This is a genomic window from Stenotrophomonas sp. YJH_SMC_36 (assembly GCF_059369935.1).
On sequence record NZ_JCAFTD010000003.1, the window covers coordinates 11,421 to 34,932 of the forward strand.

The window sequence follows — 23,512 nt, forward strand, 5'->3', positions numbered from 1 at the left end:
GCGGATGATGTCGGTAACGCGTATTTTGACCGCCACTTAACAACCGATGCCTGAAGGCGTGATGCATTTCGCATCGTCACGTTGGGTCGGTATGCTGTGCCGCATGCAGCCAAAGAAATACGCCCTGCCGCTGATGGTCCTGTCGCTGGTCGCCACCCCCGTGGCCCACGCGCGCGGCACCATCGACAAGGTGGACATCAAGGGATTGGACAAGGGCGACGACGCCGCGATCATCGAGAACATCCAGGAATCGCTCACGCTGTACGACACGATCGGCAAGGAGCAGGGTGAATCGCGGCTGGAGTACCTGCTGTCACAGGCCGAGCGGCAGACCCGGCAGGCGTTGGAGCCGTTCGGGTACTACAACCCGGTGATCACGGTGGAGGCGCCGCGCCAGGACGAGCATGTGCAGGTGCTGATCCACGTCGACAAGGGCACGCCGGTGACGGTGCGGCGCGAGCACATCGACATCACCGGCCCGGCCATGTATGACCAGTACCTGCAGGATGACCTGACCGCCTTCAAGCCACGCAAGGGCCAGCGTTTCGAACATACCCAGTACGAAGCCAGCAAGATCACCATCACCCGCCGCCTGGCCGAGCGTGGCTACTTCGATGCCGATTACACCCAGCGCCAGGTACAGATCACCCGCGCCGACAACGCCGCGGACATCGACCTGACCTGGGACAGCGGCCGCCGCTACAACATGGGCCCGGTCCGGTTCGAGCAGGATTACTTCGTCGACAAGCTGTTCGATCCGCTGGTGTACTGGGAACAGGGCAGCTACTACCACGAAGGCAAGCTGGACCGGCTGCGCGAGTCGCTGACCAAGCTCGACTACTTCAGCGTGATCGACATCCAGCCGCGGCCGGACCAGGCCGACGACAATGGTGAGGTGCCTGTCGACGTCAAGCTGACCCGTGCCAAGCGCACGATCTACACCGCGGGCCTGAGCTACGGCAGCGAGAGTGGTCCCGGTGTACGCGGCGGTGTCGAGCGGCGGTTCCTCAACAACCGCGGCCACAAGATGAACACCCAGCTGGACTATGCGCAGAAGCGCAAGAGCCTGGTGACCAGCTACCGGATTCCCGCGTTCGCCTGGCTTGATGGCTGGTATACCTTCGCCGCCAGCGCCTACGACGAGCAGACCGACTACATCGACCTGCGCAACTTCAAGCTGATCGCCAGCCGCAGCGGCGAGATCAACGAATACTGGACCGCGATCGCGTCGGTCAACGCGCTGCGCGAGCGCTGGCGCTATGCATCGGGTACCGAGTTCACCGACGCGGTCTACAACACCTCCACGCTGGTCTATCCGCAGCTGGTGGCCGACTACGTCAATGTCGATGACGAGATGTTCCCGCGCAAAGGCATCAGCGGCACGGCCACCGTGCGCGCGGGCGTTGAAGGCGCCGGCTCCGATACCAGCTTCGTGCAGGCCAATGCCGTGCTTCGCTGGTACGTTCCGGTGGGCGAAAGCAACCGCCTGATCCTGCGTGGCGAGGGGGGCACCACCTGGACCAGCGATCTGGTGGCGATGCCACCCAGCCTGCGCTACTTCGCTGGCGGTGACCGCAGCATCCGTGGCTATGCCTACCGCGAGGTGGGCCCGCGCACGCCCGCGCCGGACAAGTACGCGCTGGGTGCCAAGAACCTGGTGATCGGCTCGGCCGAGTACGAGCACTACTTCAACGGTGGCCCCTGGGGTGCGGCGGTATTCGTCGACACCGGCAGTGCCTTCGACAACACCATCGACCTGCATACCGGTGTGGGCTTCGGCGTGCGCTGGAAGTCGCCGGTGGGCCCGGTGCGCATCGACGTGGCCCACGGCCTGAACAACCCGGATTCGCAGTTCCAGCTGTATCTGAACATCGGAGCGGACCTGTGAGCACGCCCGCACAGACCCCGGGAACACCGCCGCCGCGCGTGCGCTTCTATCGCCGCCGCCGCTTCTGGGCATGGTCTGGCGTGGGCGTGCTGGGCCTGGTCCTGCTCGGCCTGCTGCTGCTGTACTGGCTGCTGCAGACCGTGGCCGGCCGTGACGTGCTGCTGGCGCAGGTGGTCGCGCGCCTGCCGGTGGGTGCCAGCTTCACCTGGGACAAGGTGGACGGACCGGTGGCCGGCCCGCTGACGCTCTACAACGTCGACTTCCGCTATGACGACATCCACTTCCATGCCGAGCGCGCGTACCTGGAGCCGGACCTGCGCCCGCTGCTGGGCCGCAAACTGCTGCTCGACAGGCTGGAACTGACCAATGCCTCGCTGAACCTGGCCAAGAGCGAGGAGCCGTTCAAGCTGCCGTCGTGGCCGGACTCGCTGCCGCAGATCGAGATGCCGCTGGCCATCCAGGCCGACGCCATCGCCATCGACGGTTTCCGGGTGACCCAGGCCGGTGAACCGGTGATCGACATCAGCCGCGTGCGCGGCGGCGTGGAAATCGCCAACGGCGAATTCCAGGCGCGCGCGCTGGTCGTGGACAGCGATATGGGCAACTTCACCGCCCAGGGCCGCTACATCCCGGCCAAGGACTACGACACCGACGTGACCGTCACCGCGGTGCTGCCGGCGCCGCGTGGGCGCACGGCCGCCACGCTCGGCCTGGTTGCACGGGGCAATCTGGCGCACATGGAAGTGGCCGTGGCCGGGCGCGCGCCCAAACCGCTGCATGCGATGCTGGTGTTTGACGGGCGGACCGATCCGAGCTGGAGCGCGACCGTGCGCAGCGACGAACTGGACCCGGCTCTGCTGTCGCCAGCGCTCGCGGGTTCGGCCATCGCGCCACTCGCGCTGGATTTCAGCGCCACCGGCAAGGGCGGCAACGCCCAGCTGCGCGGCACGGTGAAGCAGGGCGAGCAGGCGCTGGAGCTGGCGCCCTCGGTCATCTCGCTGCAGGACCAGGTGCTGAAGGTCTCGCCGCTGGTGGTGAAGGGACTGGGGGGCGAGGCACGCCTGGAAGGTACCGCTGATTTCAGCCAGGAAGACCAGCAGAAACTCGATTTCTCGGTCATCGCCCATGATCTGACCTGGGTGCCGGCGGAGGATCCGAACACCGCCGGTGGTCCGCCCGTACCGGTGACACTGAAGGAAGCCCGCTTCGGCCTGGCAGGGACGCTGAAGGCATGGGCTGCGATCGGTCGTGCCGACGTGGAGCGTGAGCAGCAGAAGGCGCAGCTGCGTTTCGACGTGCGCGGCAACGACCAGGCGGCCTCGATCCGCGAGCTGCAGGCGCAGACGCCCGGCGGGCAGTTGCAGGTGGAGGGCCAGGTGGCATGGGCCCCGCAGCTGGACTGGGATGCCAAGGCCACATTGAAGGACTTCGATCCGGGCTATTTCGTGCCTGGATGGAATGGCCGGCTGTCGGGCAATTTGGCGTCCAAGGGCCGCCAGCTGCCGCCGCCGGCAAATGCCCCGCCGGGTACTGCCGGCACGCTGGAAGCCACGGTCGATCTGCCGTCGCTGAAGGGCGTGCTGCGTCAGCGCAACCTCGATGCGCAGGGCAAGTTCGCGCTGCAGGGCGAACAGGGCCAGGGCGAGCTGAAGCTGGCCGTCGGCAGCAGCCGGGTCACCGCCTCGGGCAAGGTGGGCGACCGCCTGGACATCGACGCACGTTTCGAACCGCTGCAGCTGAGCGACCTGCTGCCTGGCGCCGATGGCGGCCTGCGCGGGCAGGTACAGGTGACCGGCCCGCGTGACGCACCGGACATCACCGCGGACCTGGTCGGCAACAACCTCAACTGGGATGGCTATGGCGCCGGGAGCCTGAGCATCAAGGGGCGGCTGCCGTGGCGTGGCGACAGCGGCACGCTGGCCGTGCAGGGACAGCAGGTCAACGCGGGCATGCTGCTGGAACGGTTGAACATCGATGCGCAGGGCAGCGTGTCGAACCTGCGCCTGGCGGCACAGACCCGCAACGAACTGGGCGCGATCGACCTGCAGGGCAGCCTGCGCCAGCAGGGCCAGCAATGGCGGGGCGAACTGGCTTCGCTGCGTATCGCACCGGTGAAGGGCGATGCCTGGGCGCTGCGCGCGCCGGCCGCCTTCGCCATCAACAATGGCAGCTACACGCTGGCCGAGGCCTGCCTGGCTGCCGCCAGCAGCGGGGCGCTCTGTGCGCAGGCGAACTGGCCGCGCGAGGGCCTGGTGGTGCGCGGCGATGCGTTGCCGCTGGCACTGGTGCAGCCGTGGCTGCCGCCGCAGTCCGGACGTCGCATCTACCTGCGCGGCGAGCTCGGTCTGGATGCGCAGATCCGGCCGCGCGGCAATGCGTGGGAAGGACACGTCGAAGTGCGTTCGCTGGAGGGCGGGGTGCGCCTGGGCGAGAACCGCAACGTCGGTGGCGACAGCACCCGGGGCGAACTGGTGCGTTATGACCAGTTCTCGCTGAAGCTGGACATGACCCCGGCCAGCATCAAGGGCTATCTGGGCATGGGCTTCCAGGGCAACGGCTTCGTCGATGCCAGGATGCAGACCGGCTGGGAAGCCAGCGCGCCGTTGAACGGTGAGCTCTACCTCAACATGTCGCGGCTGTACTGGCTGGAGCTGTTCTCGCCGGACATCGTGCGCCCGACCGGCCTGATCGAGGGCCACGTGAGCCTGCGCGGTACCCGTGGCCAGCCATCGCTGGGCGGCGACGCGCAGCTGAGCAATTTCAAGGGCGAATTCCCCGCGCTGGGGCTGACGTTCGACCAGGGCAAGGGCAGCTTCGTCGCCCAGCCCGACGGCTCGGCCAAGATCACCGCGCAGGCCAACTCGGGCCAGGGCACGCTGTATGTCGATGGCGGCCTGTCCTGGTTCGGTGATGCGCAGCCGCTGCAGCTGAAGATCCACGGCGAGAACGTGCTGCTGTCCAATACCAGCGAACTGCGCATCGTCGCCAACCCCAATCTGGACTTCACCCTGGCCAAGGCCGCGATGGAGCTGCGTGGCACCGTGCATGTGCCGGAGGCGGACATCGATCTTGAGCGGCTGGATCGCGGGACGTCGGTTTCCGAGGACGTGGTGGTGCTGGACCCGGCCGATCCGGAGGAATCGCGCACCTCGCCGCTGGACATGGACCTGACCGTCAGCCTGGGCGACAAGGTGAAGATGACCGGCTTCGGCCTGAAGGGCGCGCTGACCGGCAAGATGCAGGTCTGGGCCAAGCCCGGTCGCGAGATGACCGCCAATGGCGGGCTGGAGGTCAGTGGCCGCTACAAGGCCTATGGCCAGGACCTGACCATCACCCGCGGCAACCTCAACTGGAACTACAACGCCGTATCCGACCCGCGCATCAACATCCGTGCCGAGCGCCGGATCGGTGATGTCACCGCTGGCATCGACGTGACCGGCCGTGCACAGCAGCCGCGTGCGGACGTGTGGTCCGACCCGGCGATGTCGCAGTCCGAAGCGCTGGCCTATCTGGTGCTGGGCCGCAGCCTCACCGGTGCCAGCAGCGACCAGGCCCAGCAGGTCAATGCAGCCTCGGCCGCACTGTCGGCCGGCAGCGGCCTGCTGGCATCGCAGCTGGGGGCCAAGCTGGGCCTGGACGATGCGGGCGTGAGCCAGTCGCGCGCGCTGGGCGGATCGGTGATCGGCGTGGGCAAGTACATCTCGCCCAAGCTGTATGTGGGCTATGGCGTATCGCTGGTCGGCGCCGGTTCGGTGATCACCCTGAAGTATCTGCTGCGCCGCGGTTTCGACGTGGAAGTGGAGTCGAGCACGGTGGAAAACCGCGGCTCGATCAACTGGCGGCGGGAGAAGTAACCCGCCGCCATCGACCGGTAGCGCCGGGCCGCGCCCGGCCCCCAACCATCGGCCGTTGCCCCTGCCGGCCCCAGCGGCTATGGTCCCGGGCTGTTCTGTCGTACCGGATCGCCTCATGTCGCCACGCAAAACCCTTCCTGCCGCCCTGGCCCTGGGCCTCACCCTCGCTGCGGGCGCCCATGCCGATGAAGGCATGTGGATGCCGACCCAGCTGCCGGAGCTGGCCAAGCCGCTGCGCGCAGCGGGCTTCAAGGGCGATCCGGCCGACCTTGCCAACGTCACCGCACCGCCGCTGAGCGCCGTGGTGCGGGCCGGCGGCGGCACCGGTTCGTTCGTTTCCGCCGACGGACTGCTGCTGACCAACCACCATGTGGCGATGGGCGTGATCCAGTACAACAGTTCGCCCGAGCACAACCTGATCGACAACGGCTTCATCGCCCAGGGGCGCGCCGACGAGCGGCCGGCCAATCCGGACTTCCGCGTGCTGGTCACCGTTGGTTTCGACAAGGTGACCGATCAGGTGCTGGCCAATGCCCGCGGCAAGACCGGCCGTGCGTACTTCGATGCGGTCGATGCGGCCAGCAAGCAGATCGTGGCGGAGTGCGAGAAGGACGGCAGCGTGCGCTGCTCGGTGGCCAACATGTACTACGGCACCGATTTCTACCGCATCGCCCAGCTGGAACTGAGCGATGTGCGCCTGGTCTACGCGCCGCCGCGTGCGATCGGCAACTATGGCGACGAGATCGACAATTTCATGTGGCCGCGCCATACCGGCGATTTCACTCTGCTGCGTGCCTATGTCGGCAAGGATGGCAAGCCGGCCGCGTACAGCAAGGACAACGTGCCCTATCAGCCACCGGCGCACCTGAAGATGTCCGTTGAAGGTCCGAAGGAGGGCGATTACGCGATGCTGGCCGGTTACCCGGGCATCACCTACCGCCACCGAACCGCGGCCGAGTTCGCCAGCCAGGTCGATGCGGTGTTGCCGCGCCGGGTATCGGTGTTCCAGCAGATGATCGACACCATCGAGGTGGCAACTGCCAAGGACGCGCAGGCGCGTACCCGTTACGCTTCGCAGCTGCAGTCGCTGAAGAACAACCGCAAGCGCGCCGCCGGTGAGCTGGAAGGCCTGCTGCGCAGCGATGCCAAGGCGCAGCGCGCTGCCGACGAGTCGGCCATGCTGGCGGCCACCGACCGCCGGTACCGGAGTGACATCCAGGCGTTGCTGGCCAATCTCTCGCAGGGTGCGGCGGTGGGTGAGCGCGACCTGCTGCTGGAGCAGATGGCCAACCAGAGCCAGCTGCTGCGCTCGGCGCTGCTGCTGGAACGCCTGCGCATCGAGTCGGCCAAGCCGGATGCACAGCGCGAAAGCGGTTACCAGCAGCGCGACCAGGCGATGATCGAGGGCGTACTCAAGCAGGTGCAGCGTCGGTATGCAGCGGAGGTCGAAAAGGCGCTGCTGACCACCCTGCTTACGCGATACCAGCAGTTGCCGGACGCGCAGCGCGTGGCCGAGTTCGATGCCGCCTTCGGCCGCACCCCGGCGCAACTGGCGCAGGCGCTGGACACGCTTTACGCCAGCACCCGGCTGGGCGACGAGGCGCAGCGTCTCTCGCGCTTCGCCGCTGCGCGCGAAGGCAAGGCCCTGGCACCCGATCCGCTGATCGCAGTGGCCGCGCCGCTGGTGGCGGCGCAGCTGCGCATCGAGAACGAGAGCAAGACCCGCGAAGGCGAGCAGCTGCGCCTGCGCCCGGCCTACATGCAGGCGCTGTTCGCCTGGCGTGCCAAGCAGGGCCGCGCGGTGTACCCGGATGCCAACCGTACCCTGCGCATCAGCTACGGCAAGGTCGAGGCACTGCACCCGCGTGACGGCGTGACCTACTCGCCGGTGACCACGGTGGCCGGTATCATCGAGAAGAACACCAACGCCTATCCCTTCGATGCGCCGGCTCCGCTGCTGGCCGCCATCGCCAAGGGTGATTTCGGCAGCACGGCCGATCCGGCCCTGAAGACACAGACCGTCAACTTCCTGACCAACCTCGATACCACCGGCGGCAACTCGGGATCGCCCGTGCTCAATGCCAAGGGTGAACTGATTGGCCTGAACTTCGACAGCAACTGGGAATCGGTCAGTGCCAGCTGGTGGTTCGATCCGCGCTACAAGCGCGCCGTGCACGTGGACATGCGCTATCTGCGCTGGCTGCTGGCCAAGGTCTACCCGGCGCCGGAACTGTTGAAGGAAATGGGCGTTCCGGCCCAGTAAGACGCCGGCCACGACTCCGGTCGTGGCCCGCACCGCGTAGGCCCCCCACGCCGGTGGGGGGGTGTTGCCCCCAACGAGCCCGTACGTCTGGCCGCCTCTGGCCTACACTGCGGGTTCCTCTGACGGAAACGCGCGCGTGGTCTCCAGCTGGATCCTGCTGCTGGTCTCGGTTGCCTATGCCGCACTGCTGTTCGGCGTGGCATGGTGGGGCGACCGTCGGCCGATGTACCCGGACCGGCCCTGGCTGCGGCCGGTGGTCTACAGCCTGGCGCTGGCCGTGTACTGCTCGTCCTGGACCTTCTATGGCGCGGTGGGCACCGCCGTGCGCAACGGTATCGGCTACCTGCCGATCTACATCGGGCCGCTGCTGCTGCTGCTGTTCGGCTGGCGCATCATCGAGCGCCTGGCCCTGATCGCCCGCAGCCAGAACGTGGTGTCCATCGCCGATTTCATCTCCTCGCGCTTCGGCCGCTCGCGGCGCCTGGCTGCGCTGGTGGCGATCATCGCCCTGATCGGCATCGTTCCCTACCTGGCCCTGCAGTACAAAGCGGTGGCGATGAGCCTGCAGGTGCTGACCGGCAACACCGGCCCGACCGGCTTCTTCAGCGATCCCGCACTGTATGTCGCCCTGCTGATGGCCCTGTTCGCCACGCTGTTCGGCACGCGCCAGGTGGATGCCACCGAGCATCACCACGGCATGATGCTGGCGATCGCCCTGGAATCGGTGATCAAGCTGCTGGCGATGCTCGCCGTTGGCGTATTCGCCTATGTGTGGCTGACCGACCGCACCGATGCGGTGGTCGAGTCGGTGCATACGCTGTTCACCGGATTGCCGCCGGTGGGATTCATTTCGCAGACCCTGCTCAGTTTCCTCGCCATCGTCTGCCTGCCGCGCCAGTTCCATGTCGCGGTGGTGGAATGTGGCGATGTACGCGACGTGCGCCGTGCACGCTGGATGTTCGGTGGTTACCTGGTGCTGATCTCGGCGATGGTGCTGCCCATCGCCACCGCGGGCGTCACATTGTTCGGCACCGGCGGCAGCGTCGCCGACGATGCGATGGTGCTGGCGCTGCCGCTGGCCGAGGGCCGCAACGCGCTGGCGCTGGTCGCCTATGTGGGTGGCTTCTCTGCCGCCACCGGCATGGTCATCGTCTCGTCCATCGCGCTGGCCACCATGGTCAGCAATGATCTGGTGATGCCGGTGCTGCTGCGCCGCAGTGGCGATCACCAGGAAGCAGCCGACGTGGCTTCACGCGTGCTGTGGATCCGCCGCCTGGCGATCCTGCTGCTCGCGTTGATGGCGTACAGCTACTACCGCAGCAGCAGCAACGACAGCACCCTGGCGTCCTACGGCCTGATGGCGTTCGCCGCAGTAGCGCAGTTCGCACCGGGCCTGATCGGCGGCCTGTATTGGCGTGGCGCCAGCCGCCGCGGCGTGGAAACCGGCATGCTGCTCGGCTTCGCCACCTGGCTCTATACCCTGTTGCTGCCGGCGATGACCATGGCGGGATGGGTCGACGCCGGCTGGGTCCAGCAGGGTCCGTTCGGCATCGAATGGCTGCGCCCGCAGCAGCTGTTCGGCATGACCGGCTGGGATCCGCTGACCCACGGTACCTTCTGGTCGTTGCTGGTCAATGCAGCAACGATGATGCTGGTGTCCGCACGCTGGCGGCCGGGGGTGGACGAGCGACTGCGTGCTGCGCCCTTCCTCGATCCGTACGCCGAGCGCCCCTCGGTCGCCGGCGGTTGGCCGGGCCACGTGCATGTGGGCGACCTGCTGGCGCTGGCCTCGCGCGTGGTGGGCGAGCGCCATGCGCGGCGTTCGTTCTTCGAGCAGGCGCAGTCGCTGGGCCGCGAACTGCAGTCTTCCGCGCCGGCCGACCGGCCCTGGGTGCAGTTCACCGAGCGCCTGCTGGCCGCGTCGATCGGTGCCGCCTCCGCGCGCCTGCTCCTGACCAGCCTGCTGCGCGGTTCCGGCATGGACCTGGGTGAGGTGGTGGCGGTGTTGGACGAAGCCGGGCAGGAACTGCGCTTCAACCGCGAGATCCTGTCCACCACGCTGGAGAACATCAGTGCAGGTGTCAGCGTGGTCGATCCGGACATGCGCCTGACGGCGTGGAACCGCCGCTACCAGGACATGTTCGGCTACCCCGACGGCATGCTGTACGTGGGCCGCCCGGTGGCCGACCTGATCCGCTACAACGCCGAACGGGGCGAGCTGGGCGAGGGCGACATCGAGGTGCAGATCAACCGCCGCATCGGCTACATGCGCGCCGGTTCACCGCATGTGTTCGAGCGCACGCGCAGCGATGGCAAGGTGATCGAGATGCGTGGCCAGGCCTTGCCTGGCGGCGGCTATGTGACCAGCTACAACGACATCACCGATTACAAGCACGCCGAGAAGGCGCTGCTGGAAGCCAATGAAACGCTGGAACAGCGCGTCGCCGAGCGCTCCCACGAAGCTGAAGCCGCCCAGCAGTCGAAGACCCGCTTCCTGGCCGCGATCAGCCATGACGTGCTGCAGCCGCTCAATGCCGCGCGCCTGTTCGCTTCGGCGCTGCGTGACAGCGTTCATGTGAGCGACGAGCAGAAGCATCTGGCCGAGCGCGTGGATGCCTCGCTGCGCGCGGCCGAGGAGCTGCTGGATGGCCTGCTGGACGTATCGCGGCTGGATGCAGGTGGGTTGCATCCGGTCATCGGCGAGTTCGACGTCAGCGCGCTGATGCGCGAGCTGGCCGCACAGTACACGCCGGTTGCCGCCGGCCGTGGCCTGCGCCTGGATCTGTTCGCGCGCCCGGCATGGGTGCGCAGCGACCGGCGCCTGCTGCGACGTGTGCTGCAGAACTTCCTGGCCAACGCGCTGCGCTATACACGGCAGGGCCGCATCGTGCTGGCCGTGCGCCACCGGGGCGAGGAAGTGGAACTGCAGGTGTGGGATACCGGCCCCGGCATCCCGGAGCATCACATGCGGCAGATCTTCGATGAGTTCCATCGCTACCAGCAGCCCTTCGACTGGGGCGAGCAGGGCCTGGGCCTGGGCCTGTCGATCTGCCAGCGCATCTCGCGCCTGCTGGACCATCGGCTCAACGCACGCAGCCGCGTCGGCAGCGGGTCGATGTTCTCGATCATCCTGCCTCGCGTGGCGCCTCTGCCGGGCTACACCGAGCCTGCCACGGCGGTCCAGGTGGCCGCCACGCCGGTGCGCAGCGATTCGCTGGCCGGCCTGCGCGTGCTGTGCGTGGACAATGACGAGGAAATCCTCGACGGCATGCGTGCGCTGCTGGGTCGCTGGCAGGTGCAGGTGATCACCGCCGCCACCGTCGATCAGGCGCTGGAAAAGATTGCCGAGCGCCCGCAGGTGATGCTGGTGGATTACCACCTGCATGACCGCATGGATGGCCTGGACGCGCTGGTGGCACTGCGCGAGGCGGCAGGATATCCGCTGCCCGGTGCCCTGCTCACTGCCGATGGTCGCGATGAGCTGAAGCGGATGGCGCGCGAGCGGGGTTATCGGGTGCTGACCAAGCCGATCAAGCCGGCCTCGCTGCGCGCCTTCCTCGGCGCGCTGCGCGACGCCGGCAGCAACGAAGCCTGATGGCAACTGTAGAGCCGAGCCCATGCTCGGCTCCGCGCGCAGTGCGGTGCTGATATAGCCATCGCTATACAAACCAGCCCTGCCTGCGCGTTTCACCAGAAATGTGCCAGGCGCGAATCGCGATGCTAAGCTTCGCGTCCCCTTGGGGAGTAGCCGGATTCCTACGCAGGAATCGTCCACGTCAACATACTCGGCCAGTGCGCCGTGGCGTGGACAACCATGATGGTTGGCGAGACCAGCGGCCCGCGCGCGCAACGTCAGGTTGGGCGCGAGCGCAGGCCGTGCGTCCGTCCAAGCCCGACCTCAGCAAGCACACATGTCCCCCATTTCGATCCTCCTGATCGGCTTTGCCATGTCCACCGATGCCTTCGCCGCGGCGATCGGCAAGGGCGCGGCGATGCGCAAGCCGGTGTTCCGCGATGCACTGCGTGCCGGCATCATCTTCGGCGTCATCGAGGCGATCACGCCCATCATCGGCTGGTTGCTCGGCCGTGCCGCCCTGCAGTACGTCGAAGCCTTCGATCATTGGATCGCCTTCGGCCTGCTCGGCGCGCTGGGCATCCACATGATCTACAACGGCCTGCGTACGGATGATGGTGAAGAAGATGAAGACCCTTCGCAGCACCACGGCTTCTGGAAGCTGGCGCTGACGGGATTCGCCACCAGCATCGATGCGATGGCGGTGGGTATCGGCCTGGCGTTCATGGATGTCCATATCGGCGTGATGGCGGCGGTCATCGGCCTGTGCACGCTCACAATGGTCACCGTCGGCATCATGCTCGGCCGCGTGCTGGGCAGCATGGTTGGCAAGCGTGCCGAGATCATCGGCGGCGCGATCCTGGTGATCATCGGCGCGACGATCCTGTACGAACACCTGCGCGGCGTGGGCTGAGCAGGGGCTACCTGTAGAGCCGAGCCCGTGCTCGGCGGGCGTATGAAGCAGCCGAGCACGGGCTCGGCTCTACGTCAGGGTGTTGGCTGACAGGCATTGCGGTGTTGCACTGATGGAGAGGCTGTCATGCGTGCCATAGCCTCTTCGCATGGCCAGTCCCGCACTTCGTTATGGTCGTTGGTCGCATACCGGCAATGTCTATGCGCTTACCACGGTAACGCATGCGCGTCGTCCCTGGTTCATAGACAAGGCCAACGTTGAGCTGCTGATCGAAGCCCTGCGCACGGTAGAGCGGACCGGTCGTACCTTCTCCCTGGGCTGGGTGATCATGCCCGACCACCTGCATTGGTTGATGGAGTTGCGTACCGGCACGCTGGCCGGCTGCATGCAGATCCTGAAGTCCAGGAGTGGAAGATCCATCGCCACGCGCGTTGATGCGAGCGTGCCGATCTGGCAGCCGGGGTACTACGACCATGCGTTGCGCAGTGATGAATGCCTGCACACGCAGGCGAGATACGTTGCGGCCAATCCCGTGCGTGCAGGGTTGGCTACCCGTATCGCGGAGTACCCCTATGCCTGGAGTCGATGGCCGCTTGAGGCATGATTGGCATTGAGGCGAAGAGCAGCCGAGCATGGGCTCGGCTCTACGAGGGCATCACGAAACCCCGTGCTCGGCTCCGCAGCCCGGCACGATCAGTCTTCTTCCGGCGGCAGCACGATCGCGTCGTCGTCGATGGCCAGCTTGCCGGCCATCAGCACCGCCTGGGTGCGGTTGGTCACGCCCAGCTTGCGCAGGATCGCGGTCACATGTGCCTTGATCGTCGCTTCGGAGACGTTGAGGTCGTAGGCGATCTGCTTGTTCAGGCGGCCGGCGCCCAGCATCTGCAGCACGCGGAACTGCTGCGGCGTCAGCTCGCGCAGGCGCTGGCCGACCTCGCGTTCCTCGCGCTCGGTGGGTGGCACGTTGTGTGCCTCCGGCGGGGCCCACGTCTCGCCGTCGAGGATGGTGCCCAGCGCATGACCGATGGTGTCCGAGTCGGCGGACTTGGGGATGAAGCCCAACGCACCGTGATCGAGTGCACGGCGCATCACCGTGGCCTCCTCCCGCGCGGAGACGACTACCACCGGCAGGTGAGGATGCAGCGAGCGCATGTGCACCAGTGCGTTGAAACCCTGTGCACCCGGCATGTTGAGGTCCATCAGGACCAGGTCGGCATCGTTGTGCTGGTCGGCCAGCGCATACAGCGCTTCCACGCTGTCAGCCTCGAACAGCTGCACGCCGGGGATGACCCGCTGTACGGCCCCACGCAGGGCTTCGCGGAACAGCGGGTGGTCATCTGCAATCAGGAGGGTGGTCATGGTCGGGGGGGAACCGTGGGGAAACTGTTCGGGGGCCAGGCCCCTGGGGTCAGAGCCCTTTCCCTGCGGAAAGGGGTCCGACCCCGGGTCGTACGTCAGCGTACCTTGCGTTCGTCCACCAGTGACGCCACCACCGACGGATCGGCCAGGGTCGAGGTGTCGCCGAGCTGGTCCGGCGCGTTTTCAGCAATCTTGCGCAGGATGCGGCGCATGATCTTGCCCGAGCGGGTCTTGGGCAGGCCCGGTGCCCACTGCAGGTGGTCCGGGGTGGCGATCGGCCCGATTTCCTTGCGCACCCATGCGATCAGCTCCTTGTGCAGCTCTTCGCTCGGCGCTTCCTCGGCCACCAGGGTGACGTAGGCATAGATGCCCTGGCCCTTCACGTCGTGCGGGAAGCCGACGACGGCGGCTTCTGCCACCTTCGGGTGTGAGACCAGCGCGCTTTCGACCTCGGCGGTGCCGATGCGGTGGCCGGACACGTTGATCACATCGTCCACGCGGCCGGTGATCCAGTAGTAGCCGTCTTCGTCGCGGCGGCAACCGTCGCCGGTGAAGTAGCTGCCCGGATACGTGCGGAAATAGGTGTCGATGAAGCGCTGGTGGTCGCCGTACACCGTGCGCATCTGGCCCGGCCAGGAATCACGGATGATCAGATTGCCTTCGGTCGGGCCGTCCTGGATCTCGCCATCGGCATTCACCAGCGCCGGCTGTACGCCGAAGAAGGGCAGGGTGGCCGACCCCGGCTTGAGGTCCATCGCACCGGCCAGCGGCGAAATCAGGATGCCGCCGGTCTCGGTCTGCCACCAGGTATCGACGATCGGGCAGCGGCTGTCGCCGACCACCTCGTAGTACCAGCGCCAGGCCTCGGGATTGATCGGCTCGCCGACGCTGCCGAGCAGGCGCAGCGAGGCGCGCGAGGTCTTCTTCACCGGCTCCTCGCCTTCGCGCATCAGTGCACGGATGGCGGTCGGGGCGGTGTAGAAGATCGACACCTTGTGCTTATCGATGACGTTCCAGAAACGCGAGGTGTCCGGGTAGTTCGGCACGCCCTCGAACATCAGCGAGGTCGCGCCGTTGGCCAGCGGGCCGTACACGATGTAGCTGTGGCCGGTGACCCAGCCGACGTCGGCGGTGCACCAGTAGATGTCGTCCTCGCGCAGGTCGAACACCGCTTCGTGGGTGTATGCCGCGTACAGCAGATAACCGCCGGTGGTGTGGAGCACGCCCTTCGGCTTGCCGGTGGAACCGGACGTGTAGAGGATGAACAGCGGATCCTCGGCGTTCATGCGCTCCGGCTCGCAGGTGGAGGGCTGGCTGTCCACGACGTCATGGAACCAGCGGTCGCGCGGGGCCTGCATGTCCACCGCGCCGCCGGTGTGGCGCACCACCAGCACGGTCTCCACGGTGTTGGTGCCCGGCAGTCTCAGCGCTGCATCGACGTTGGCCTTCAGCGGAACCTTGCGGCCACCGCGCAGGCCCTCGTCGGCGGTGATGATGAGCTTGCTCTGGCAGTCGCTGACACGATCGGCGATCGAGTTCGGCGCGAAGCCACCGAACACCACCGAGTGGATCGCACCGATGCGCGCGCAGGCCAGCATGGCCACGGCAGCATCGACGATCATCGGCAGGTAGATGGTGACCCGGTCACCCTTGCCGACGCCCAGGTTGCGCAGCGCATTGCCGAGCCGGCAGGTGCGCTCGTACAGCTCGCGATAGGTCACGTGCTGGGCCGGTGCGTCCGGGCTGTCCGGCTCGAACAGCAGGGCGGTCTTGTCGCCACGGCTGTCCAGCTGGCGGTCAAGGCAGTTGACGCTGGCGTTGAGCTCGCCGTCCTCGAACCACTTGATGTGGAAGTCGGCCAGGTCGTAGCTGACGTTCTTGATCTTCGTCGGCGTGCGCATCCATTGCAGGCGCTCGGCGGCCTTGCCCCAGAAACCCTCCGGGTCGGTCACAGAAGCCTGGTACTGCTGTTGGTAGGACGTCTTGTCGATGCGTGCCTTGGCGGCGAACTGCGGATCGACGGGGTAGATATCAGCCATGGCACCCTCACTTGCACGTTGACTTTGTATGTGCGGTCGCAGCATCGCAACGACCGATCCCCCTCAGTTTGCCCCATCCACCCCCGGCCGCGTCACCACTGTGCTTAGACCATGGTCGAAAGTGAGCGCCCTGCGGGCCCGGCTTCGACCAATGGCGAATAGCCGGTGCGCGCATGTGCCCCGCAGTCTCGGCTCGACCGTGCCCCACGCGCGGCATCACCTTGCCACTTGGGAGAGAGGGCAACATGAGCCACCGTACGTTGAAAGCCGTGCGCACACCTTTGGCGGCCTGCCTGCTGGTCGCCCTGGTCGCACCGGGCATGGCGTTCGCAGAGACCGCCAAAGAGAAAGCACTCGAATCACGCATCGCCGAACTGGAGCGCCAGGTCCAGCTGCTGCTGTCTTCGCAGCAACAGCAGCAGACCCAGATCGCCCAGACCCAGCAGGCGGTGACCGAAGTCCGCACCGTGCAGTCCGAGCAGAAGCCGGCGGTGCCGGCCGGCAAGCAGCCGATCCAGGTCACCACCATCACTCCGGGTGCCGCACCGGGTACCACGGTCAAGATCGGTGGCTTCATCAAGGCTGACTTCCTGGCGACCCAGACCAGCGACGGCCAGCTGGCCGACGATGCCACCGGCCGTTCGCTGTACCTGCCGGGCCAGACCCCGGTGGAAGGCGCCGGCGGAAACGGCAGGCGTTCGGGCACCGACTACAACGCCCACGCAAAGTTCTCGCGCTTCAACCTGGGCATCGACAACGTGAGCGAGTCCGGCAACAAGGCCGGCGCGTTCTTCGAGATGGACTTCTTCGGCAACTCGCTCGGCAACCAGACCGCCACCAACACCTACGGCGTCACCCTGCGCCATGCCTACATGTACTGGAACAACTGGCTCGCCGGCCAGACCTGGTCCAACTTCATGGACGCGGCCGCATTGCCGGAAGCGGTCGACTTCGTCGGCCCGACCGACGGTGTGATCTTCGTACGCCAGGCACAGGTGCGTTACACCAGCGGCGGCTTCAGCGTTGCCCTGGAAAACCCGGAAACCACCACGCTTACCGGTACCCGCAATCCGGTCACCGGCGCCTGGACCAACGCCAGCGCCAACTCCGATCGCGGCAGCCTGCCTGATCTGACGATGCGTTACGGCTGGAAGGGCGACTGGGGCACCTTCGGCGTCGGCGGCATCGTCCGCCAGCTGAAGGTCGACAACCAGACCACCGGCGCCAAGGCCGACAAGGTTGCCGGCGGCCTGACCCTGGGCGGCAAGTGGGTGATGGGCGACAGCGATTCGCTGCATTACCAGTTCACCGGAGGCGAGGGCATCGCGCGTTACATCGGCCTGGGCATCACCGCCGACTCGGCCTATGACATCGCCCGCGACGAGCTCAATCCGACCGGCGTTCTGGCCGGCTACGTGGGCTGGCGCCATGCGTTCTCGCCGAAGCTGCGCACCAACCTGATCTATGCGCGCAGCGACTACGACAACGACAGCGTGCTGGGCCCGCTGGTCACCAAGAGCGTGCAGAGCATCCGCGGCAACATCTTCTATTCACCGTTGCCCAAGGTCGATGTCGGCGCCGAGCTGATGTATGGCCGCCGCGAGATCGAGAACGGCAACAAGGGTGACATCACCCGGCTGCAGTTCACCACGAAGTACAGCTTCTGACGGCGCGCCGACCCAGGTCGGCCGCTACCGATACTGAGTGCCGACCCACGGTCGGCACCTACCAACAACGATTGCTTCGGAGGGGAAGCGTCTCATGTCCAGCACACCCAGCACCGCGCACAATCCCGCGGGCACCCTAACCAAGGGCCACAAGAAAGTCATCTTCGCTTCGAGCCTGGGTACGGTCTTCGAGTGGTATGACTTCTTCCTGTACGGCTCGCTCGCCGCCATCATCGCCAAGCAGTTCTTCAGCGGTGTCAATGAAACCACGGGCATGATCTTCGCCCTGCTGGCGTTCGCCGCCGGCTTCTTCGTGCGACCGTTCGGCGCGGCCTTCTTCGGCAGCCTCGGCGACCGCATCGGCCGCAAGTACACCTTCCTGGTCACCATCCTGATCATGGGCATCTCGACCTTCCTGGTCGGTGTGCTGCCCAACTACGCTTCGATCGGCTTTGCCGCGCCGGTGATCCTGATCATCCTGCGCCTGGCCCAGGGCCTGGCGATGGGTGGCGAATACGGCGGCGCGGCGACCTACGTGGCCGAGCATGCCCCGGACGACAAGCGTGGCCTGTACACCAGCTTCATCCAGTGCACCGCCACGCTGGGCCTGTTCATGTCGCTGCTGATCATCCTGGCCTGCCGCTACTTCCTGGGCAATGAAGCATTTGAAGCCTGGGGCTGGCGCATTCCGTTCCTGGTGTCCATCGTGCTGCTGGGCATCTCGGTGTGGATCCGCCTGCAGCTGAGTGAGTCGCCGCTGTTCCAGCAGATGAAGTCGGAAGGCAAGGGCTCCAAGACGCCGTTCCGTGACAGCCTGAAGGGCGGCAACCTGAAGCTGATGCTGCTGGTCCTGCTCGGCGCAGCGGCCGGCCAGGCCGTGGTCTGGTACGGCGGCCAGTTCTATGCGCTGTTCTTCCTCAGCAGCATGCTGAAGGTCGACGCCACCACCTCCTACCTGCTGATCGCAGCCGCACTGGCGCTGGGTGTGCCGTTCTTCATCTTCTTCGGCTGGCTGTCCGACCGTATTGGCCGCAAGAAGATCATCCTCGCCGGCTGCCTGCTGGCTGCCGTGACCTACATCCCGATCTTCAAGGGCCTGACCCACTTCGCCAACCCGGCCATCGAAGAGGCCCGCAGCAGCTCGCCGGCCCTGGTCGTGGCCGATCCGTCCACCTGCTCGTTCCAGTTCGATCCGGTCGGCCTGCGCAAGTTCACCAGCTCCTGTGACGTGGCCACCGCCGCGTTGACCAAGGCGGGCGTGCCGTACGACGTGCAGCCGGCAGCGGCGGGTTCGCTGGCGATCGTCAACGTCGGCAGCGCCAGCGTCACCTCGTATGAAGCGGCGGGACTGAGCAAGGACGAAGGCAAGGCCAAGGCCGACGCGTTCGGTGCCGAACTGAAGACCGCCCTGACCACCGCCGGCTATCCGGCCAAGGCGGACAGCGCGCGCATCAACATTGCGGGCACGATCTTCATGCTGTGGCTGCTGGTGCTGTACGTGACCATGGTCTACGGCCCGATCGCCGCCTACCTGGTCGAGCTGTTCCCGACCCGCATCCGCTACACCTCGATGTCGCTGCCGTATCACATCGGCAACGGCTGGTTCGGTGGCTTCCTGCCGGCGATCTCCTTCGCGCTGGTGGCCGGTACCGGCAACCTGTACTACGGCCTGTGGTATCCGATCGCGATCGCGCTGATGTCGGTGGTGATCGGTGGCCTGTTCCTGCGTGAAACCAAGGACGTGGATATCACCAAGTAGGAATGATGTTCACCGGATGAAGGAGAGGCCGTGGTGCAGACCACGGCCTTTTCGTTTCCTGGCGTCCGGGGTCAGATCCCTTTCGCGCGCGAAAGGGATCTGACCCCGTCGGACAGTGCCGCACGCCGTATAGTCGGCCCATGACCACCACCCCAGCCGACCTTCCCGCCCTCCTGCACACCCTTCGCAGCGCCTGGCAGTCGCAGCGGCCCACGCTGGACCAGCGCGAAGCCGACCTGCGCCGCCTGCGCGAGGCGCTGAAGCCGCGTCTGGATGAAATGGCCCAGGCCATCGCCGAGGACTTCGGCCACCGCGCCCACGTTGAATCGAAGCTGGCCGACGGCATGAGCGTGCTGTCGGCCATTGACCACCTGCGCCGCCACCTGCGGCGCTGGTCGAAGCCGCAGCGGGCATCGGCGGGATGGAAGTTGTGGCCGGCGCGCGCGCAGCTGCGGCCGACGCCGCTGGGCGTGGTCGGGGTGATCTCGCCGTGGAACTACCCGGTTACGCTGGCCCTGGTGCCGCTGGCGACCGCTATCGCCGCTGGCAACCACGTGCTGCTGAAGCCGTCCGAACACACGCCGCGCACCAGCGCGTTCCTGGCCGATCTGCTGGCCAGTGTGTTCCCACCCGATCGGGTGGCGGTGGTGCAGGGCGGGGCCGACGTAGCCGCAGCGGTCTCCTCTTTGCCACTGGACCATCTGCTGTTCACCGGTTCCACCGCCGTGGGCCGCAAGGTGATGGCAGCGGCAGCCGAGCATCTGGTACCGGTTACCTTGGAACTGGGCGGCAAGTCGCCGGCCATCGTCTGCCGCGATTTCCCGCTGGACAAAGCCGCCGCACGGCTGGCCACCGGCAAGTGGTTCAACGCGGGCCAGACCTGCATCGCGCCGGATTACGTGCTGATCGATAGCGCGCGTCAGCGCGAGTTCGTGCAGGCGCTGCAGCAGCAGGTACGCGAGCGCTATGGTGACTTCAGCGAGGCCGGCGACTACACGCGCATCATCAACGAAGGCCAGTACCAGCGCCTGCAGGGCTATCTGGCACAGGCGCGGCAACGCGGGGTGTCGGTGATCCCGCTGGCGCACGTGGATGAGGCTCGCGCCGACCGCGAGCGCCTGCTGGTGCCGACCGTGGTGCTGGACCCGCCGGACGATCTGGACCTGATGCGCGAGGAGATCTTCGGGCCGATCCTGCCGGTGCGCGCCTACCCGGATCTGGATGCGGCGCTGGTCGACGTTCTCTCCCGCGACCGGCCGCTGGCGCTGTATCCCTTCAGCCACGACCGCGCCACCGTGGAGCGCATTCTCGCCAACGTGGTGGCCGGGGGAGTGACGGTCAACGACACGCTGCTGCACTTCGCCGCCGATGGCCTACCGTTCGGCGGGGTGGGCGCCAGCGGCATGGGCGCGTACCACGGCCGCGCCGGGTTCGATGCGATGAGCAAGCGGTTGCCGGTGCTGTGGCAGTCGCGCTGGGCGGCCAGCGACAGGCTGCGGCCGCCGTATTCGAAGATTGCGGGGATGTTGAAGCTGCTGCTGCGGTGAAGCCACACATGGCGTGGCTCTACTGGTAGGCGCCAACCAAGTTCGGCGCCTACCAAAGCAGGCCCGGGTAGAATGCCCCCATGAAGATCGCCTCGTGGAACGTCAATTCGCTCAACGTCCGCCTGCCGCACCTGGAGCAGTGGCTCAAGGAGTTCGGCCCGGACATCGTCGGTATCCAGGAAACCAAGCTGGAGGACCACAAGTTCCCGGATGCGGCGCTGATCGGCGCCGGCTACCGCAGCGTATTCGCCGGCCAGAAGACCTACAACGGCGTGGCCCTGCTGTCACGCGAGCCGGCGCAGGACGTGCAGATCGGCATTCCGGGTTTCGAGGACGAGCAGAAGCGCGTCATCGCCGGCACCTTTGGCGACCTGCGGGTGATCAACCTGTATGTGGTCAACGGCCAGGACGTCGGCACCGACAAGTATGCGTACAAGCTGCGCTGGCTGGAGGCCGTGCACGCCTGGATCGGCGAGGAACTGCAGCGGCACCCGAAGCTGGTGGTGCTGGGTGACTTCAACATCGCCCCGGACGCCCGCGACGTGCATGATCCGGAGGTGTGGAACGAGAACCACATCCTCACCTCCACCGCCGAGCGCGGCGCGCTGAACAAGCTGCTGCAGCTGGGCCTGCACGACGGTTTCCGGCTGCACAACGAGGAAGCCGGCACGTTCAGCTGGTGGGATTACCGCGCGGCGGGCTTCCGCCGCAATCTGGGCCTGCGCATCGACCTCACCCTGGTCTCCGATGCGCTCAAGGGCGGCGCCGTGGCGTCCGGCATCGACCGCGAGCCACGTACCTGGGAGCGCCCCAGCGACCACGCGCCGGCATGGGTGCAGTTGGGGTGAGGTAGCGCCGGGCCGTGCCCGGCGAGCGCAGCCGTCGGTGGCAGTCGCCGGGCCAAGCCCGGCGCTGCCCGTCGGATCAACGTATGCTCTTGCGGGTGAACAGGTTGACGATCGCCAGCAGGATCACCGCACCGATCAGCGAGAACAGGAAGGTGCGGATGGTGATCGCTTCGTTGATGCCGCCGCCGAACAGCCAGCCGGAAATCAGCGCGCCGACGATGCCGACCACGATGTTGAGAATGATGCCCTGCTGCGCATCGCGCTTCATGATGATGCTTGCCAGCCAGCCCACGATGCCGCCGACGATCAGCCAGATGATGATGCCCATGATCGAACCTCCGGTGGAAAACCGTGACCAGTTGACGCGCATGGCTGTGAACCCGTCGTGCAATAGCGTGACGGTTGCGTGCGGATGAGCTTGCCAGCCACCCTGGATGGCCCCTGGCGCTTCGGGCCCGTAACGGTCTGGCGGCGGCCACATGTGCCGGGCCAGCGCGGTGAGCCGCAGGCCCGGCAGGTGCTGGCACAGGCGCTGGATCTCGCGCCGGAGGCACTGCCGCTGGTCCGCGACGACAAGGGCCGACCCGAGCTGACCGGTGCGCTGGCCGACCACGGCACGGGCTGGAGCCACAGTGGCAACGTGCTGCTGGTGGCGCTGGGTGAAGGTGTACGGCTCGGCGTGGACCTGGAACTGCTGCGCCCGCGCCCACGCCTGCTGGAGATCGTGCAGCGCTTCTTCCATCCGGAAGAGGTGGCCTGGCTGCAGGGCCTGGACGCCACGGAACGCGAACACTGGTTCTTCCGTGTCTGGTGCGCCAAGGAGGCGCTGCTGAAGGCACACGGGCAGGGCATTTCGTTCGGCCTGCATCGCCTGCAGCTGGCGCCAGGTGTCGACGGCGCCCTGCACCTGCGCTGGTGCGACCCTGCGCTGGGTGATGCCCGGCAGTGGCATCTGCACGAATGGCAGGCCAGCGGCCAGTTCCGTGCCGCATTGGCCTGGTATCCGCAATGAAGCGGCGAATCAGCCCGGGAAACGGGCGATAATGGCGGCATGAGCGAACACGAACTCCCCGCCGGCGTCACCGCCACGCTGGAGCAGGGCCTGGCCGGCATGGGCCTGGACGCCGCACTGGCGCCGCCGCTGCTGCGCTACCTGGGCCTGCTGCACCGCTGGAACGGCACCTACAACCTCACCGCCATCCGCGACCCGCAGGAGATGGTCACCCGTCACCTGCTCGATTCGCTGGCCATGCAGCCGTTCGTGGCCGATGGCCGCCTGGCCGACCTCGGTACCGGTCCTGGACTGCCCGGTATCCCGCTGGCGATCGCCTGCCCGGGTCTGCAGGTCACCCTGGTCGAGAGCAACGGCAAGAAGGCCCGCTTCATGCGCGAGGCCGTGCGCCAGCTCGGCCTGGGCAATGCCCGCGTGGCCGAGTCGCGCGCCGAAGCGCTGGACGAGGCCAGCCACTACGACCAGTTGACCGCCCGCGCGATGGACACGCTGGCCGGCATCATCCGCGTCGGTGGCCACCTGCTGCGTCCTGGCGGCGTGCTGCTGGCGATGAAGGGCGTCTACCCGCATGAAGAGATCGCCGCACTGCCGGCAGGCTGGCAGGTGCGCGACGTGGCCCCGTTGAGCGTGCCCGGCCTGGCGGGCGAGCGCCACCTGGTCACCGTTACAGGCCCCTGATCCCGCCGCCAACCCTTTGCGCGACAAGGGGTTGGCGATCCACGATTTCCGCCCGGGCCCGGTTGTACGCATAATGACCGGTCCCAGCATCCGTCGACGAGGCACACCCGC

The 23,512-nt window shown here is 66.8% G+C and carries 15 protein-coding genes and 1 riboswitch; of the genes, 12 read left to right on the forward strand and 3 right to left on the reverse strand.

Going from position 1 to position 23,512, the window contains the following annotated elements; genetic code table 11:
- Window positions 1-91 precede the first annotated feature (91 nt).
- From AC5P76_RS06660 to AC5P76_RS06685, 6 genes are all read left to right on the forward strand, one after another.
- Window positions 92-1,888, forward strand: coding sequence for an autotransporter assembly complex protein TamA (locus tag AC5P76_RS06660; RefSeq protein WP_053517726.1), 1,797 nt, complete (start codon window positions 92-94; stop codon window positions 1,886-1,888).
- Window positions 1,885-5,742, forward strand: coding sequence for a translocation/assembly module TamB domain-containing protein (locus tag AC5P76_RS06665; RefSeq protein ID WP_253119084.1), 3,858 nt, complete (start codon window positions 1,885-1,887; stop codon window positions 5,740-5,742). The genes AC5P76_RS06660 and AC5P76_RS06665 overlap by 4 nt, the downstream gene beginning before the upstream one ends.
- Before the next feature lie 115 nt (window positions 5,743-5,857).
- Window positions 5,858-8,005, forward strand: coding sequence for a S46 family peptidase (locus AC5P76_RS06670; protein ID WP_253119086.1), 2,148 nt, complete (start codon window positions 5,858-5,860; stop codon window positions 8,003-8,005).
- A gap of 136 nt (window positions 8,006-8,141) precedes the next feature.
- Entirely contained in the window at window positions 8,142-11,600 is a 3,459-nt protein-coding gene (locus AC5P76_RS06675) for a hybrid sensor histidine kinase/response regulator (protein ID WP_053517694.1), read from the forward strand.
- A gap of 138 nt (window positions 11,601-11,738) precedes the next feature.
- Window positions 11,739-11,828: riboswitch (yybP-ykoY riboswitch) on the forward strand.
- An 88-nt stretch (window positions 11,829-11,916) separates the two neighbouring features.
- Window positions 11,917-12,492 (forward strand): manganese efflux pump MntP, encoded by a 576-nt coding sequence (locus tag AC5P76_RS06680; protein WP_065174245.1) that lies wholly within the window; start codon window positions 11,917-11,919, stop codon window positions 12,490-12,492.
- A gap of 148 nt (window positions 12,493-12,640) precedes the next feature.
- The gene (locus AC5P76_RS06685) at window positions 12,641-13,096 is read left to right on the forward strand and encodes an REP-associated tyrosine transposase (RefSeq protein ID WP_253119088.1); all 456 of its coding nucleotides are present in this window, start codon (window positions 12,641-12,643) and stop codon (window positions 13,094-13,096) included.
- Between the two features lie 89 nt (window positions 13,097-13,185).
- Here AC5P76_RS06685 and AC5P76_RS06690 read toward each other — a convergent pair whose 3' ends face one another.
- Together AC5P76_RS06690 and acs are read right to left on the reverse strand one after the other, a co-directional pair.
- Window positions 13,186-13,851, reverse strand: coding sequence for a response regulator transcription factor (locus AC5P76_RS06690; RefSeq protein WP_005411662.1), 666 nt, complete (start codon window positions 13,849-13,851; stop codon window positions 13,186-13,188).
- A 95-nt stretch (window positions 13,852-13,946) separates the two neighbouring features.
- A complete protein-coding gene (gene acs, locus AC5P76_RS06695; RefSeq protein WP_253119090.1) occupies window positions 13,947-15,890 on the reverse strand; it encodes an acetate--CoA ligase in 1,944 nt (647 codons plus the stop codon).
- Window positions 15,891-16,135: 245 nt separating this feature from the next.
- Between acs and AC5P76_RS06700 the strand changes: the two genes are divergently transcribed.
- The 4 genes from AC5P76_RS06700 (at window position 16,136) to xth (ending at window position 21,711) form a co-directional block, all read left to right on the forward strand.
- The gene (locus tag AC5P76_RS06700; RefSeq protein ID WP_197571679.1) at window positions 16,136-17,557 is read left to right on the forward strand and encodes a DcaP family trimeric outer membrane transporter; all 1,422 of its coding nucleotides are present in this window, start codon (window positions 16,136-16,138) and stop codon (window positions 17,555-17,557) included.
- A gap of 94 nt (window positions 17,558-17,651) precedes the next feature.
- Window positions 17,652-19,316, forward strand: a complete 1,665-nt coding sequence (locus AC5P76_RS06705; protein WP_053517700.1) for an MFS transporter — start codon at window positions 17,652-17,654, stop codon at window positions 19,314-19,316.
- Window positions 19,317-19,456: 140 nt separating this feature from the next.
- Window positions 19,457-20,863 carry a coniferyl aldehyde dehydrogenase gene (locus AC5P76_RS06710; RefSeq protein ID WP_495222710.1) on the forward strand — a complete coding sequence of 469 codons (1,407 nt, stop codon included), beginning with the start codon at window positions 19,457-19,459 and terminating at the stop codon, window positions 20,861-20,863.
- Window positions 20,864-20,943: 80 nt separating this feature from the next.
- Entirely contained in the window at window positions 20,944-21,711 is a 768-nt protein-coding gene (xth, locus tag AC5P76_RS06715) for an exodeoxyribonuclease III (RefSeq protein WP_065174252.1), read from the forward strand.
- 76 nt (window positions 21,712-21,787) lie between these two features.
- Here xth and AC5P76_RS06720 read toward each other — a convergent pair whose 3' ends face one another.
- Window positions 21,788-22,039, reverse strand: coding sequence for a GlsB/YeaQ/YmgE family stress response membrane protein (locus tag AC5P76_RS06720; protein ID WP_005411656.1), 252 nt, complete (start codon window positions 22,037-22,039; stop codon window positions 21,788-21,790).
- Between the two features lie 84 nt (window positions 22,040-22,123).
- Here AC5P76_RS06720 and AC5P76_RS06725 point away from each other — a divergent pair, with 84 nt between their 5' ends.
- Window positions 22,124-22,723 carry a 4'-phosphopantetheinyl transferase family protein gene (locus AC5P76_RS06725; protein ID WP_253119093.1) on the forward strand — a complete coding sequence of 200 codons (600 nt, stop codon included), beginning with the start codon at window positions 22,124-22,126 and terminating at the stop codon, window positions 22,721-22,723.
- A 39-nt stretch (window positions 22,724-22,762) separates the two neighbouring features.
- Entirely contained in the window at window positions 22,763-23,401 is a 639-nt protein-coding gene (gene rsmG / locus AC5P76_RS06730) for a 16S rRNA (guanine(527)-N(7))-methyltransferase RsmG (RefSeq protein ID WP_253119095.1), read from the forward strand.
- Window positions 23,402-23,512: the final 111 nt, after the last annotated feature.

Bases quoted from the DNA above. Each gene is read 5' to 3' on its own strand.
- AC5P76_RS06660 (WP_053517726.1), top strand. From the start codon at position 92: ATGCTGTGCCGCATGCAGCCAAAGAAATACGCCCTGCCGCTGATGGTC.
- AC5P76_RS06670 (WP_253119086.1), top strand. From the start codon at position 5,858: ATGTCGCCACGCAAAACCCTTCCTGCCGCCCTGGCCCTGGGCCTCACC.
- AC5P76_RS06680 (WP_065174245.1), top strand. From the start codon at position 11,917: ATGTCCCCCATTTCGATCCTCCTGATCGGCTTTGCCATGTCCACCGAT.
- AC5P76_RS06685 (WP_253119088.1), top strand. From the start codon at position 12,641: ATGGCCAGTCCCGCACTTCGTTATGGTCGTTGGTCGCATACCGGCAAT.
- AC5P76_RS06690 (WP_005411662.1), bottom strand. From the start codon at position 13,851: ATGACCACCCTCCTGATTGCAGATGACCACCCGCTGTTCCGCGAAGCC.
- acs (WP_253119090.1), bottom strand. From the start codon at position 15,890: ATGGCTGATATCTACCCCGTCGATCCGCAGTTCGCCGCCAAGGCACGC.
- AC5P76_RS06700 (WP_197571679.1), top strand. From the start codon at position 16,136: ATGAGCCACCGTACGTTGAAAGCCGTGCGCACACCTTTGGCGGCCTGC.
- AC5P76_RS06705 (WP_053517700.1), top strand. From the start codon at position 17,652: ATGTCCAGCACACCCAGCACCGCGCACAATCCCGCGGGCACCCTAACC.
- AC5P76_RS06710 (WP_495222710.1), top strand. From the start codon at position 19,457: ATGACCACCACCCCAGCCGACCTTCCCGCCCTCCTGCACACCCTTCGC.
- xth (WP_065174252.1), top strand. From the start codon at position 20,944: ATGAAGATCGCCTCGTGGAACGTCAATTCGCTCAACGTCCGCCTGCCG.
- AC5P76_RS06720 (WP_005411656.1), bottom strand. From the start codon at position 22,039: ATGGGCATCATCATCTGGCTGATCGTCGGCGGCATCGTGGGCTGGCTG.
- AC5P76_RS06725 (WP_253119093.1), top strand. From the start codon at position 22,124: ATGAGCTTGCCAGCCACCCTGGATGGCCCCTGGCGCTTCGGGCCCGTA.
- rsmG (WP_253119095.1), top strand. From the start codon at position 22,763: ATGAGCGAACACGAACTCCCCGCCGGCGTCACCGCCACGCTGGAGCAG.